This window comes from Pontibacter liquoris (assembly GCF_022758235.1).
Lineage (GTDB): Bacteria > Bacteroidota > Bacteroidia > Cytophagales > Hymenobacteraceae > Pontibacter > Pontibacter liquoris.
On the sequence record NZ_JALEBG010000001.1, the window covers coordinates 2438121 to 2451403 of the forward strand.

A 13283-nucleotide genomic window follows, 5' to 3' on the forward strand; every position below is an offset into this window, starting at 1 on the left:
GGTCAGGCCACAACATCTCCGGGCTCGGGTAACACGACGCGCAAGCTTTTGGGGTGCATGGTCACGGTTACTTCTGTCCCCATTTCTACGGGCTCCCCGTCAATGTGCATCACCTCCTCATCCAGGTTATAAATGGTGGCTTTGCGGCAGCTGAATTTTTGTGTATACACCGAGTCGTCGATACTATCAGTATAGAGCTTGTAGAGGATACCAATGCCGGCAGCTTTTGGGAAGGGCTCGATCAGACAGATCTCAAAGCGGCCGTCGTTGAGGATGCCATTGGGATTGATGCTGGCATTGCTTCCAAAGGCATTGGCATTGGCAATGGTTACCATAAACGCTTTGCCCTCGAACGTGTCCTGGTCGGTTTCGATGCGGTAGCGTTTGGGTTCGTAGCTCAGGTATTCCTGCATCGCGATCCACGCATAGGAGCCGGGCCCGCGGGTGTCGCCATCGCTGAATTTTTGCACCACAAGGGCATTGAAGCCAAAATCGCTGAGGTGGATGGAAGGATGGCCGTTAAGATCGACGGTATCGATGCTGCGGACCTGGTGGCGGTAAATGAGTTTGAGCGCGTCTTCAGTATCCTGCGGAATATTGAGGTCTTTGGACAGGCCGTTTCCGGAGCCCAGCGGAATGATGCCCAGCGGCGTGGACGTACCGATCAGCAGCGAGGCCACCATACTGACGGTGCCATCGCCGCCTACTGCAAACACAGCATCATACTTATGCTCTCTCAGGCGCTGCTTTACCTCTTCTCTGTCCTTCTCCCCTGACGTTTTATAGAGGTCATACGTGATGCCGTGCTGCTGGCAGGTAGCACTTATTTCTTCTTCCAGTTCATCTTTTTCAACATCACCGGCAATCGGGTTTATGACAAAAAGCAAGTGTTGGGGCGCTGTTTCTTCCATGGGTGCAAAAGGGGTTGTTCGTTGCCTCTGATACGCAAAAGAAGTTGCAAAGTAGCGGCTAAAAAAAGAAACTAACCCCAACACCAGCTGAGGTTAGTTTCCGGAGTCAGCGCGAAGCTGGTAAAGGGGCGCCGAAGATTACTTGGAACCTTTGGAGCCGGAAGATTTGGAAGAGCCGCCGGAGCTGCTCTTGCCTGAAGCATTTTTGCTTGTGTCAGATTTGGCAGATGTTGTTTTATGGGCATCTGTTTTACCTGACGAAGCACCTGGCTTCTTCATATCTTCTTTGTCATTTTGATTTTTGCTGGTAGGCATACCAATTTTGTTTTCGTGTCGGAATGAATTTTACGCCGTTTCAGTTATTCGACCTACCCTGGCAGGGCAGATTACGGAGATGCCAGCCTGCTTTTACAAAGTATAAGCAGCTGATTTAGTTATACATGCACTTTATCATTTAGTTGCTGGTTTATGCAAATTGTTGCCTTTCTTACTGCTGTAGTCCTTCCGGCAGCCCGTCCGGGTACTCTTCCTTAATGGCGCGCTCGATCTCGGCTACGCGGTTGCCCGGGTTGGGGTGCGTCTGCATAAACTCGGGGCCTCCTGCCCCACCGCTGGCCTGCTCCAGTACTTTCATCACCTCGATCATCGCGCGCGGGTCGTACCCTGCCTCCCCTGTCAGGCGCACCGACAGCCGGTCGGATTCCAGTTCATCCTGGCGGCCGTAGCGCATGTTCACCATTTTGCCTACCATGGCGGCGGCAATGGCGCCGGTGCGACTAGCCGGGTCGCTCGGGTCATAGGTTGCAATGGCGGCAGCGCCTGTCAGGCCCTGCGTCAGCTTTGATTTGGCCAGTTGCTGCGCCGAATGGCGGGCCACCACGTGCCCGATCTCATGGCCCAGCACGCCTGCCAGCTGCCCTTCGGTACTAAGGCGCTTGAGCAAACCCGCTGTAATAAAAACCTGCCCGCCGGGCAAGGCAAACGCGTTCACCGTCTCTTCATCGGCCAACAGGTGGAAATCGAAGTCATATGGTGAGGCTTTCACATCGGTGCTCTGCACCAGCCGCTGCCCCACCTCTTTCACTTTGGCAGCCGCCTGCTGGTCCGGATGCAGCCCGCCATACTGCTGCGTCATCTCCGGCGCCGCCTGCAGGCCCAAGGCTATTTCCTGCTGCACCGTCATGTCGACGTGCTGTTTCTGGCCCGTAAACTCGTTCTCCTGGGTGTTGCACCAGTACGTGAACAGCGACATGCCCGCCAGCAGGAGCGCAATTATAAATTTAATAATTCCTCTCATGTTAAAGTCTTTTAAAAGTTCTTTTGCATTAAGCGACAGGCCCGTAATTTATGCCTGCTGCGGAAGTATAATCCGACCTGCAGCTTGCCATCCCGTCACGTCCTCTTTTACAAAGTATGAGTACAAAAGGTAGGTAAGGAATGCTAAGCCCAACCCATCTCAGCCGTAAAACGCGTCTGCCATACCTGTGGTTACTGCTATCCCTCGGTTTATACTTTCTTCACGCCTGCCCCGGAGCGCACGGCCATTAAATTGCATTTGAAATAACATTCCCGGGCTGCCTGAAGCAATCTAAGGGAAGTATAGATATCCGCGTTTATAGAACTTCCGTAATACAAGTACATCAGCGCTCGGCGTCTGATAACTAACCTTAAAAAAATAAAACGATGAATATTAAAAGAACATTTGGTGCTATCCTAACGATCTTAGGCATCATCGGGATCATCTGGGGAGCGTACGCTTTCGTGATGGGCGGCGATGGTGTGGCCGTTGGCAAATTTACGGCCGCGGTGCCGTTTATCGTGGGCCTGATCTTTTTCTTCTCCGGCATCGGCCTGGTAAAAACAACAAAAGATCAAACCTGAAGTACCTCTCCCCTACAAAGTATAAAAGCCCGCGCAGCTGTAGCTGCGCGGGCTTTTATACTTGCACTAAGTATTACGTTCAGATCTGCTGCACTGGGCTTAGTTCGCTCAGGGCAAAGGTTTCCACCGCCTGGGTATTGTCTAAAAAGCTGGACATATAATTTTGGTCTGCTCCGTTGATGTAGAGGCAGCTATTATCCTTGATAGTGTTGATGATCGCTTTGGAGAACTCCAATGGCACGGCCGGGCAACCCAGGCTGCGCCCTAAGCGGCCGTATTGTTTTACAAAATTCTCGCTCACATAATCTGCGCCATGTACCACAATGGCACGCTGCATGGCGTTGGAATTATACTTGGGGTCCATGCCATTGAGCCGTAACGACAGGCCATGCTTGCCGGTATATGTTTTGCCGGTCAGGTAAAAACCAATGCTGCTCTTAAATGAGTTTGGCTCGTTAGAGAACTGCCGGGCATCGGCTTCTCCTGTGTTGCGGCCATGTGCCACCAGGGTATTATACAACAGCTTTTTCGTGTTTACATCAATAATCCAGAGGCGTTTCTGGTTGCTGGCCTGTGTAAAATCAATTACAGTTAAAACGGAATTGGAAGGCGCGATTAGCTGGCGCTGCTTAAAATTATGATAGCCAACAAAGGCTTTCTCAAACACCTCGTAAGACAAACCTGCCGTTTTCAGACCTGCTTCGTTGTACACGTCGAGGGCATGGTCGTCGAAGGCCATTTTCTTTTCCGTAAACGTTAAAGCGTTGGTTGTGCGGGCAACTGTGTGCACTTCCTTGCCGAGGGCTTGCGCGCCGGTAACGGGAACTTCAAGGCTGGCAAATGAAAGTAAAGCGAGGGTAAGGGTAGTTAAAACTGCTCTTATCATAGTATGTGTTAAGCTTTGTTTACGCGATCAGATAAAGCAACAGGAAGTAAAGTGCAAATTGTTCCCGGGAACTACCAATGCCTTACATTTCGGTATTGCCGATGGATGTATCAGCCAAAGTTTAAACGGGTTAGCCTAACGAAAAAGTATAGAATGGGGCAATATAAACTGGCAGCAGAATGTTTTTAGCTTTTGGCTTGTGTGGTAATGCCGCAAGCTGCAACTTTGGGTTACAAAACAGCGATATGTTAAAGCGATTATTTTATATTCCCCTGCTAAGCCTGCTGCTTACTTCGTGCTATACGCCCGAAAACCTGCGCGATTTCGACAGCGAAACCTGGAAAGCCGACCGCTTTGCCTGTAACGGTAAGCGCAGTGAGCTGGTGCAGGAGTTTGAGAAGATCCGCCAGAACCTGTATGGCCAGAAAGAGTATGTAGCGCGCAACTTGCTCGGCAAGCCCGACCAGGAGGAACTGCTGGAAGGCAACCAGCGCATTTATTACTACTACCTGGAAAAAGGCGAGCAGTGCACCGACCGCAGCAAACTTTCGGATGCCAACTGGGCAGAGGTCCGCATCAATGCTGTTGGAAAAGTATCGGAAATATCTTACAAGTACCCTATAAAAACAGCAAAGCCCGGTTAAGCCGGGCTTTGCTGTTTTTATAGCTTTTGCTGAGAAGCGCTACTTGTCGTTTTCGCTAACATAACTCACGTTCTGCCTGCCTTCCAGTTCCAGAAACTGATGCAGCTGCTGCTGAGTCAGCACCTGTTTCAGGGCTTTGTCGTTTTCCAGGTTGATGCTGCGCATCAGCTTTGCCCGCTGAATGGGGTCCTTGGCAAAAGTAAGTTCTGCCTGCTGTAGTTGTGCATACCGCGTCTGGTTCATGCGGGCCACCTGCTCTGCCTGTCTTTGATCCAGCAGCAGTTCTTTCTGCATTTCTACGGTAGCCATGGCCGGGCCATCCAGGTTAAGGGCCAGCACCTGCTTATCCAGTTTTTCGTCTGTTTCATGCAAGCCCTGTGCGTAAGATGCCAACACGCCAAAGCAAGCAGCAGTTAATAGTATAATCTTTCTCATAAATCAGCTTTTAGTTCTGCCCTTCTTTTCATCCACTGGTATTGTTATACCCTAAGAACGATTTTTGAGAGAACAGGTTAGCCTATTCTGTAAAAAAAGTATATAAGTATAGCTGCCACTCGTAGCGGGCCAACATTGATACCAGCAATGATCAAAAAATGGATTTACTGGCAACTGCCATCAAACAAGGTACTGTTCTGTAACCATCACTCCCTGATCGGGTATACTATAGCAGAAGCACGAAATAGCATTTTTAAAGTATAACCGTAAACGAGGGCTTAATGCCCTGTATTGCATTTAGCGCAACACTATGAGAACAACGCACTATAATCCTAGTAAATTAGAAGTAGATTTTGCAAAAGCGATAGAGGCCCTGGCTCCGCAATTGCTTACCAAATTAGATCCGGGCGAGGAAGTGATCAATATAGAAGCTGTTCACGATTGTGACAACCCCAGGGTCATCTATAAACTGAAAGACAAGGAAGGCGATCTGCACGAAGTAGTGGTGCAGATCATCCAGCGGCCCGATGTAATTGTAAAGCAGTAAATGAACTAATGCAAAAAGGCGGCAGCACCCTTGGGTGCTGCCGCCTTTTTGCATTAGTCACAGAATGACCTGTTACGGGCTTCCGGGCACTTTGTGCTCATCGCGTTTAAAAAACTGCATGGCAATAAACGAGATCATCACCCCGGAGATAACGCCTTCCATCATCAGCACCATAAAGATCACAAAGCCGGGCGTAGCAGCCAGCCCCTCCCCCAGGTAAGGCTGCGAGGAGAGCTCTTTGAGTAATTTCCCGCTGCCGATTTTAACATATAGCACCATGAACACCGCAAACAGCAAGGTAGCTACTGCGGACGTAATGATACCGGCGCCAAGACCTTTAAAGTAGGATATCTGCCCATTTACACTTTGCTTATACCCCCGGATGGCCATCACCACGCCAATGGTCAGGATGATCCCGTTCAGGAAATGCAGGGCTGTATAATGCGTGAGCCCCAGCAGATCCATGATCAGAAAATAAACGATCAGGCCCGCTGTGGTCAAAAGGCCGTATTTGATTCCGATCTTTTCCATAGTATAGGTTTGGTAAAGTGGGTGAAGGCGTTCAGTTAGCAGCCGCAGCTCAGGCTTGGTTTGGCAAGGTATGGTCCGGCCGTTTGAACCATTGCATGGCAATAAAAGCAACTAAAAACCCTGGCCAGGTACCCTGCACAATGGTTACCAGGAACATGGTCAGTATCGAAATGCTATGCGGAAACAAACCGCTGGCACCTAAAGTCTCCAGGTATTGCTGATCGAACAAAACGATAAAGAGCACCAGGAAAATACCAAGAATGACGCTCGATACGGCAGCCGTGATAGCACCGATAGCCAGCCCCTCAAAGTAATTGATCATGCCGGCGCGCAGCTTTTTATACTTCGAAATAGCCACCACAATACCGATGACCAGGAAGATGCCACTCAGGTACGACAGTTCCACAATATCGGTAAGGCCAAGCAGGCGCATGATTAAAAAGAACAAGATGTGCGCAATGCCAACCAGTAATCCGTACTTTATCGCCAGGTTCTGATAAGATACTTTTGAGTATGCCATAGTTTCGTGTGTTAGGTTTTGTATTATCGTTTCCGTGAAAGGAACAGATCAGCGCTGTAAATGGTTATACGTAAAGTGTTTTATGGTTCCGGCACTTGGCACAAGCGCGCTTTTCACCATGGGTATATTATCAAAATTATATACTCGATAAGGTTAGGGAGCGTTGTAATTAGGGCGATATTTTTTTATTACCAGCTCATTACTCCTATGTCGGAGGCTGCAAAAATTGCCGGCAGGTTTACTTTAGGCCTTTGGCAGAAAGCACTTTTCATCAGAGCCAATTTATTCGTATTTTTGCGGCGGCAATCTATTTTAGAATCCTCACTTAGTTTTATTTATGATAAGTACCAGCAATGTCAGCTTGGCTTACGGCAAGCGCACATTATTTGAAGATGTTACCATCAAGTTCGTACCTGGCAACTGCTATGGTCTTATTGGCGCAAATGGCGCTGGAAAGTCAACGTTCCTGAAGATATTATCTGGCGAGATCGATCCCAATACCGGCACGGTTGATATTCCAGCAAACGCCCGCCTGGCGGTGCTGAAGCAGAACCACTTTGTGTATGACGAATACCCGGCGCTGCAGACCGTGATCATGGGCCACAAGCGCCTTTGGGATATTATGGCCGAAAAGGATGCTATTTATGCCAAGCCGGACTTTGATGAGGCAGATGGATTGCGAGCAGCCGAACTGGAAGGCGAATTTGCCGATCTGGAAGGCTGGAATGCCGAGTACGAAGCGGCCGAGTTGCTCAGTGGCCTGGGCATCAGCGAAAACCTGCACCACTCCCTGATGAAGGACCTGAGCGGTAGCGAAAAAGTACGTGTGCTGCTAGCACAGGCGCTGTTTGGCAACCCCGACATCTTGCTGCTCGATGAGCCTACCAACCACCTGGACGCTGAATCGATCATGTGGCTGGAGAACTTCCTGGATAATTTTCAGAACACGGTGATCGTGGTATCGCACGACCGCCACTTCCTGGATGCCGTGTGCACGCACGTGGCCGACATCGACTATGGTAAGATCCAGATGTTTGCCGGTAACTATGGCTTCTGGTACGAGTCCAGCCAGCTGGCCTCCAAGCAGCGGGCCGATGCCAACAAGAAAACCGAAGACAAGCGTAAAGAGCTCGAAGAGTTCATCCGCCGCTTCAGTGCCAACGCTTCCAAGTCGAAGCAGGCCACCTCGCGCCAGAAACTGCTCGAGAAACTGACCGTGGAAGACATCAAGCCTTCATCGCGCAAGTACCCTTACATTGCCTTTAAACCGGAGCGTGAAGCTGGTAACCAGCTCCTCAACGTAGAGAACCTGACCAAAGCTATCGATGGCCAGACGATCTTCAGCGATGTTACTTTTATGGTGGACAAGGGCGACAAAATTGCCATCCTGGGCCGAAACGATATAGCGGCTTCTACCTTCTTTAAAGTAATTGCCGGCGAGCTGGCACCTGATAGTGGCGAGTATAAGTGGGGTACCACCATCACGTCTGCTTTCTTTCCGAAAGACAACGAGGAGTTTTTTGATACCGATCTGAACCTGGTGGATTGGCTGCGCCAGTACTCCACCGAAAAAGACGAAAGCTTTATCCGCGGCTTCCTGGGGCGTATGCTTTTCTCGGGCGAAGAGTCGCTGAAGAAAGCCAATGTGTTGTCGGGTGGTGAGAAAGTACGCTGCATGTTTTCGCGTATGATGCTGCAGTCCGGCAACGTGCTCTTATTCGACGAGCCGACCAACCACCTGGACCTGGAGTCGATCACAGCCCTGAACAATGCGCTGCGCGATTTTGACGGCACCATTCTGTTCTCGTCTCATGACCTTCAGTTTGTAGATACCATTGCCAACCGCATTATCGAGTTGACACCGAACGGCATTATAGACAAGCGCATGAGCTACGAAGCGTATCTTTCGGACGAGTCGATAAAGGAGCTGCGCAAGAAAATGTACGCTACTGCTGTTGTTTAACGTTACCAGTGGCAACTACCGCTAAGAGCTAAACCTGATGAAGAAAAATCTGCGCCTTATAGAATGTATGGCCGCCTGGCTCCTGCTGCTGCTTCTGGTAAGCCAGCAAGCTGCTGCCCAGACCCCTGATTCTGTGAACCGTAAACCGTCATTGCCTACCGGCCCGCCTGTTCCTACCGAGCAGCCCCGGCCGCAGCAAAGACCTACGGTACGCCCACCCGTAGCGCAGCCCCCGGTAATGACACCACAGGCACGGAAGCAGGAAGACGAGCAGGAAAAGCTGGCTCCGATCGATCGTTTATACTATGGCGGCAGCTTTGGCCTGCAGTTTGGCAGTTATACCAACATCTCGCTGCTGCCCATACTTGGCTATAAGGTCACCAACCGGTTTAGTGTCGGCACAGGCGTTGTCTATCATTTTATCCGGAGTGGCGGCATGAGCCTGAACAATTACGGCGGGCGCGCTTTTACACAGGTAGAACTCTTTGATATCGGCGACGGTGCGCTGCTGGCGCACGCCGAGCTGGAGGCAATCAGTACCGAGTCCTTATACTTTGATCAGCAGGGGTATTATACCCAGCGCAAAATGCTGGCGCTGCCCATGGCCGGCATCGGTTACCGGCAGCGCATCAGCGACAAAGCCTCGTTTGACCTGCTGCTGCTCTACAACGTGAACGACGACCCGGCTAACCCTTACAGTAACCCGGTAATCCGCGCCGGTTTTAATATTCCTTTCCGTAAATAAGGACTTTACCTAAATAAAAAGAGCCGCCACAATTTTGTGGCGGCTCTTTTTATTTATTATCCTTCTTGTTTAGTTATCCTAAACCACTAGCCCCGGATAAGCCGGAGGAGTACTATGATCACGGCAATTACAAGCAGAATGTGGATCAGACCACCAACGGCATCCGGGAAACCCAGAAAGCCTATTAGCCAGAAAATTACCAGTATGGCTGCAATGATATACAATAGATTTCCCATAGTTGTGTATGTTATAAGTGTCTTAATGATTGTTTCTCATGTTTACTAACGAGGAATTGTGCCAGAAGTTAGGCTCCTCGTATCAAGCGCAGTACTACGGCAATTACTGCCAGTACAAGAAGTATATGGATAATACCACCTACAGCATCCGGGAAGCCCAGGAAACCGATTAACCAGAAGATTACCAATACAACCGCTATTACATAAAGTAAATTTCCCATAATTTTAGTTTTTAGCTTTTAGTTTAGTTTACTTCTGCCCCCTTTGCTTTCTGTCGAAACACCGGCTAAGCTTTTCAGCCGTGGGGCAAAAGGTATTTGTATTTTTTTATTTTAAGCTTTTACGCAGCTATATTCTAAAGGATTTATATTTAAGTATTTTTTTGTGTAAGCTTTCCTATAAAAGCTAAATTCCGGATTTTGCACCCTTTTATAAACACATATTACATCCCTGATAGCCAACTATTTCAGCCACTTCGCTTAAGCAGAAAATATTTTTTCATACTCTTATCGTTATAAAGGGCCGCTCACATTTAAAAAGAAGTGGTTTACGCCAGCAAAACGTGCTTTAAATAGAAGTCTTCCAAGAGCCTTTCGCAGGTACAGGTCTGTTCGGGTTTTTCTGCTAGTTTTGTATACGTTTATCACTCACACGATCGATCCATATGAAAAAAATAGCAGTTATCGGTTCCGGCACCATGGGTAACGGCATTGCGCACGCCTTTGCACAAAATGGTTTTCCTGTTTCATTAATTGACATCTCGGAAGAAGCGCTTCAGAAAGCCCTTGGCACGATTGCCAAAAACCTGGACCGCATTGTAGCCAAAGGAAACTTAACCGAAGAGCAGAAAGCACACACGCTACGCAACATCACCACCTACACCTCGCTGCAGGAAGGCGTGCAGGAAGCAGACCTGGTGGTGGAAGCTGCCACCGAGAACGTAGACCTCAAGCTTAAGATATTCCGTGACCTGAGCACCTTTGCCAAACCGGAAGCCATACTTGCCTCCAATACCTCCTCTATCTCTATTACCAAGATCGCCTCGGTTACCGAACGCCCTGCGAACGTAATCGGCATGCACTTTATGAACCCGGTGCCAGTGATGAAGCTGGTGGAAGTGATCCGCGGATACTCCACCTCAGATGAGGTGACCCGCCAGGTAGTAGAAATAACCGAACTGCTGGGCAAGATTCCGGCCGAAGCGAACGATTACCCGGGCTTTGTCGCGAACCGTATCCTGATGCCGATGATCAACGAAGCGATCTACAGCCTGTTTGAAGGCGTAGCTGGCGTGGAGGAGATCGACACCATTATGAAACTGGGTATGGCCCACCCAATGGGACCGCTGCAGCTGGCCGATTTTATTGGCCTTGATGTCTGCCTGTCTATCCTGAATGTGCTGCACGAGGGATTTGGAAATCCGAAGTATGCGCCGTGCCCGCTGCTGGTTAATATGGTACAGGCCGGCCACAAGGGTGTTAAATCCGGCCAGGGCTTTTATACCTGGACGCATGGCTCCAAAGAGCTCATCGTAGCAGACCGGTTTAAGAAGAAGTAAGTTATTGTTAAATTGTTAATGATTTAACCCTTTCAGGAATCATAATAAACTAAAAGCCGCTGCAAGTATACTTGCAGCGGCTTTTAGTTTTAAAAATCGCGATTCTGGCGCCAGTATTTACTTGTGCCGTTTGGTAGTGTGAGTCTCCGGACTCACATATATTATCTATATTATAACAGCTTTCTCAACACGCAAGTTTGGAGACTTGCCCACTTAAAAGGCACTAGTTAATTCTGGCGTCAGCTTGCATAAACGCAATAGGTATACTTGCCTTCCTATCACCCATTATACTTTAAACAAAAGGCCTCTACCGGAATACCAGCAGAGGCCTTTTGACTCTTATCTATACTTTACGAGCAACGGAAAACGAATATTGCACCCCTTACACCGCTACGGCATGATCGCGCAGCACATCGTTTAACGATGTTTTCAGATCGGTGCTCTCCTTGCGCTGGCCGATAATCAGGGCGCAGGGCACCTGGAAATCGCCGGCAGGGAAATGCTTGGTATACGAACCTGGGATCACCACCGAACGAGGCGGCACATACCCGCGGTACTCTTTAGGCTCGCTGCCCGTTACATCTATAATTTTAGAGCTACCGGTAATGGTCACACCTGCTCCGATCACCGCTTCTTTGCCCACACGGCATCCTTCCACCAGTATACTTCTGGAACCGATAAAAGCCCCGTCTTCAATGATTACGGGCGCTGCCTGCACAGGCTCCAGCACGCCGCCAAGGCCCACGCCGCCGCTCAGGTGCACATTCTTGCCTACCTGTGCGCAGCTTCCAACGGTTGCCCAAGTGTCCACCATAGTGCCGGAATCCACATATGCGCCGATGTTTACATAAGACGGCATCATCACCACGCCGTTTGCCAGGAACGCTCCGTAGCGCGCAATGGCATGCGGCACCACGCGTACGCCCAGGCCGGCATAATTGCGCTTCAGCGCGATCTTGTCATGAAACTCAAAAGGACCTACCTCGATGGTCTGCATGGCCTGGATCGGAAAGTAGAGCAGCACCGCTTTCTTTACCCATTCATTTACCTGCCATTCTTCACCCACAGGTTCTGCCACGCGCAGCACTCCTTTGTCCAGTTCATCTACCACGGTGCGGATCGCCTCCACCGTGATTTTATCCTGCAGCAGGGCCCGGTTCTCCCAGGCCGCTTCTATTACTTCTCTTAATGCCATGTCTGATTCGTTGCTAACAATTAAAGCATAAAAGTATTAAATTTAACCGATGCCTGAAAAGAGAATCCTGATTGCTTCGCTGTTAAAACCTGTAAACGATACCCGCATGTATGAGAAGCTGGGCCGCTCGCTGGCCATGCTGCCCGATGTGCAGGTACATATCTGCGGGTTTGAGGCGGCTCTGCCTGCCGATGCGCCAGCGAACATGTCCTTCCACCCGATCTTTCATTTCAGGCGCTTAAGTATAAAACGGGCCAGCGCGCAAGTGCTTTATTACCGGCTACTTTGCCACCTCAAACCCCAGGTAATTATAGTATGTACGCACGAGTTGCTGTTATCTAGTTTATACTTTAAGAAAAAGCACGGGTGCCGGCTGGTGTATGATGTGCGTGAAAATTATGCCCTGAACCTGACGGCGCAACACAATTATAATGCAGGCCTCAAACACCTGCTCGCCCTAGGAGTCCGGAAGATAGAAAAAGCGGCCGCCACAAGTATAAGCCACTACCTGGTGGCTGAACAGAGTTACCTGCAGGAGCTGCCTTTTCTGACACGCAACACCACGCTGGTACAAAACAAGTATAAACCCGGCGCCAGCTATACGATGCCCGTTACCCCTGTAGCTCTGCCCGCCGGACCGTTGCAACTGCTTTATTCCGGTACCATTGCCGAACTATACGGGGTATTCGAGGCGATCACGTTTGCCGAAGCGGTACACCAGCTGCGGCCGGGTTCCACCCTTACTATAATAGGGTATAGCGCGCGCGCCGAAACCTGGCACCAGGTAAAAAAACTTGCCGAAGGCCGGCCCTACATTCGCCTGGTGGGGGGCGATAAACTGGTGCCCCACCCCTCTATTGTGCAGCAGATCCAGCAAAGCGACCTGGGCCTGCTCCCCTATCAGCCGAATGCCAGCACGTTTCGCTGCATCCCCACCAAACTCTATGAATATGTAGCGCATGCGCTGCCGGTTGTGGTACAGGCAAATCCGCTCTGGCAACCAATTGTGGCCCGGCATGCGGCTGGCGTAAGTATTGACTTCAGGACCTGCGATGTGGCGGCGCTGTTGCAGCAGCTCCGGCAGCAGCAATTTTATACAACGGGAGTGCCGGCCGAGGCGTTTTGGAAAGAGGAAGAACAGAAGCTGTTGGTAGCCATTACCCCGTTGCTGGAGCATGAAAAGATTAAAACTTCCTAAATTTATTTTTAGACGAATCTAAATTTATTTTAT

The 13283-nt window shown here is 49.8% G+C and carries 17 protein-coding genes; 7 read left to right on the top strand and 10 right to left on the bottom strand.

The window, feature by feature from the left end:
- Positions 1 to 2: 2 nt before the first annotated feature.
- The 3 genes from LWL52_RS10060 to LWL52_RS10070 all read right to left on the bottom strand — a co-directional run bounded on the left by LWL52_RS10060 (position 3) and on the right by LWL52_RS10070 (position 2208).
- Entirely contained in the window at positions 3 to 911 is a 909-nt protein-coding gene (locus LWL52_RS10060; protein ID WP_242919415.1) for a diacylglycerol/lipid kinase family protein, read from the bottom strand.
- 138 nt (positions 912 to 1049) lie between these two features.
- The gene (locus LWL52_RS10065) at positions 1050 to 1226 is read right to left on the bottom strand and encodes a hypothetical protein (RefSeq protein ID WP_242919418.1); all 177 of its coding nucleotides are present in this window, start codon (positions 1224 to 1226) and stop codon (positions 1050 to 1052) included.
- A 172-nt stretch (positions 1227 to 1398) separates the two neighbouring features.
- The gene (locus tag LWL52_RS10070; RefSeq protein WP_242919420.1) at positions 1399 to 2208 is read right to left on the bottom strand and encodes a M48 family metallopeptidase; all 810 of its coding nucleotides are present in this window, start codon (positions 2206 to 2208) and stop codon (positions 1399 to 1401) included.
- Between the two features lie 386 nt (positions 2209 to 2594).
- Here LWL52_RS10070 and LWL52_RS10075 point away from each other — a divergent pair, with 386 nt between their 5' ends.
- Positions 2595 to 2792, top strand: a complete 198-nt coding sequence (locus LWL52_RS10075; protein WP_242919422.1) for a hypothetical protein — start codon at positions 2595 to 2597, stop codon at positions 2790 to 2792.
- Positions 2793 to 2871: 79 nt separating this feature from the next.
- On the opposite strand, the gene LWL52_RS10080 is transcribed toward LWL52_RS10075, so the two are convergent.
- Complete coding sequence (locus LWL52_RS10080) at positions 2872 to 3678, bottom strand: murein L,D-transpeptidase catalytic domain family protein (protein WP_242919424.1); 807 nt, start codon at positions 3676 to 3678, stop codon at positions 2872 to 2874.
- A 245-nt stretch (positions 3679 to 3923) separates the two neighbouring features.
- On the opposite strand from LWL52_RS10080, the gene LWL52_RS10085 reads away from it, so the two are divergent.
- A complete protein-coding gene (locus LWL52_RS10085; protein WP_242919426.1) occupies positions 3924 to 4322 on the top strand; it encodes a hypothetical protein in 399 nt (132 codons plus the stop codon).
- Between the two features lie 39 nt (positions 4323 to 4361).
- On the opposite strand, the gene LWL52_RS10090 is transcribed toward LWL52_RS10085, so the two are convergent.
- Complete coding sequence (locus LWL52_RS10090) at positions 4362 to 4757, bottom strand: hypothetical protein (RefSeq protein ID WP_242919429.1); 396 nt, start codon at positions 4755 to 4757, stop codon at positions 4362 to 4364.
- A gap of 310 nt (positions 4758 to 5067) precedes the next feature.
- Between LWL52_RS10090 and LWL52_RS10095 the strand changes: the two genes are divergently transcribed.
- Positions 5068 to 5304, top strand: coding sequence for a hypothetical protein (locus LWL52_RS10095; protein ID WP_242919430.1), 237 nt, complete (start codon positions 5068 to 5070; stop codon positions 5302 to 5304).
- Between the two features lie 72 nt (positions 5305 to 5376).
- Here LWL52_RS10095 and LWL52_RS10100 read toward each other — a convergent pair whose 3' ends face one another.
- Entirely contained in the window at positions 5377 to 5835 is a 459-nt protein-coding gene (locus tag LWL52_RS10100; protein WP_242919432.1) for a DUF4199 domain-containing protein, read from the bottom strand.
- 49 nt (positions 5836 to 5884) lie between these two features.
- Positions 5885 to 6355: a DUF4199 domain-containing protein gene (locus LWL52_RS10105; protein WP_242919434.1), complete on the bottom strand. Its 471-nt coding sequence runs from the start codon at positions 6353 to 6355 to the stop codon at positions 5885 to 5887.
- Between the two features lie 337 nt (positions 6356 to 6692).
- Here LWL52_RS10105 and LWL52_RS10110 point away from each other — a divergent pair, with 337 nt between their 5' ends.
- Positions 6693 to 8318, top strand: coding sequence for an ABC-F family ATP-binding cassette domain-containing protein (locus LWL52_RS10110; RefSeq protein WP_242919436.1), 1626 nt, complete (start codon positions 6693 to 6695; stop codon positions 8316 to 8318).
- 37 nt (positions 8319 to 8355) lie between these two features.
- Positions 8356 to 9063, top strand: coding sequence for a hypothetical protein (locus LWL52_RS10115; RefSeq protein ID WP_242919439.1), 708 nt, complete (start codon positions 8356 to 8358; stop codon positions 9061 to 9063).
- A gap of 86 nt (positions 9064 to 9149) precedes the next feature.
- Here the strand turns inward: LWL52_RS10115 and LWL52_RS10120 are convergent, their stop codons facing one another.
- Together LWL52_RS10120 and LWL52_RS10125 are read right to left on the bottom strand one after the other, a co-directional pair.
- The gene (locus LWL52_RS10120; RefSeq protein ID WP_242919441.1) at positions 9150 to 9299 is read right to left on the bottom strand and encodes a lmo0937 family membrane protein; all 150 of its coding nucleotides are present in this window, start codon (positions 9297 to 9299) and stop codon (positions 9150 to 9152) included.
- Between the two features lie 68 nt (positions 9300 to 9367).
- A complete protein-coding gene (locus LWL52_RS10125) occupies positions 9368 to 9520 on the bottom strand; it encodes a lmo0937 family membrane protein (RefSeq protein ID WP_242919443.1) in 153 nt (50 codons plus the stop codon).
- Between the two features lie 443 nt (positions 9521 to 9963).
- On the opposite strand from LWL52_RS10125, the gene LWL52_RS10130 reads away from it, so the two are divergent.
- Positions 9964 to 10857, top strand: a complete 894-nt coding sequence (locus LWL52_RS10130; RefSeq protein WP_242919444.1) for a 3-hydroxyacyl-CoA dehydrogenase family protein — start codon at positions 9964 to 9966, stop codon at positions 10855 to 10857.
- 382 nt (positions 10858 to 11239) lie between these two features.
- Here the strand turns inward: LWL52_RS10130 and LWL52_RS10135 are convergent, their stop codons facing one another.
- Positions 11240 to 12052 (bottom strand): 2,3,4,5-tetrahydropyridine-2,6-dicarboxylate N-succinyltransferase, encoded by an 813-nt coding sequence (locus LWL52_RS10135; RefSeq protein ID WP_242919445.1) that lies wholly within the window; start codon positions 12050 to 12052, stop codon positions 11240 to 11242.
- A 49-nt stretch (positions 12053 to 12101) separates the two neighbouring features.
- Here LWL52_RS10135 and LWL52_RS10140 point away from each other — a divergent pair, with 49 nt between their 5' ends.
- Positions 12102 to 13250 (top strand): glycosyltransferase family protein, encoded by a 1149-nt coding sequence (locus LWL52_RS10140; RefSeq protein WP_242919446.1) that lies wholly within the window; start codon positions 12102 to 12104, stop codon positions 13248 to 13250.
- The last annotated feature ends 33 nt before the right edge of the window (positions 13251 to 13283 follow it).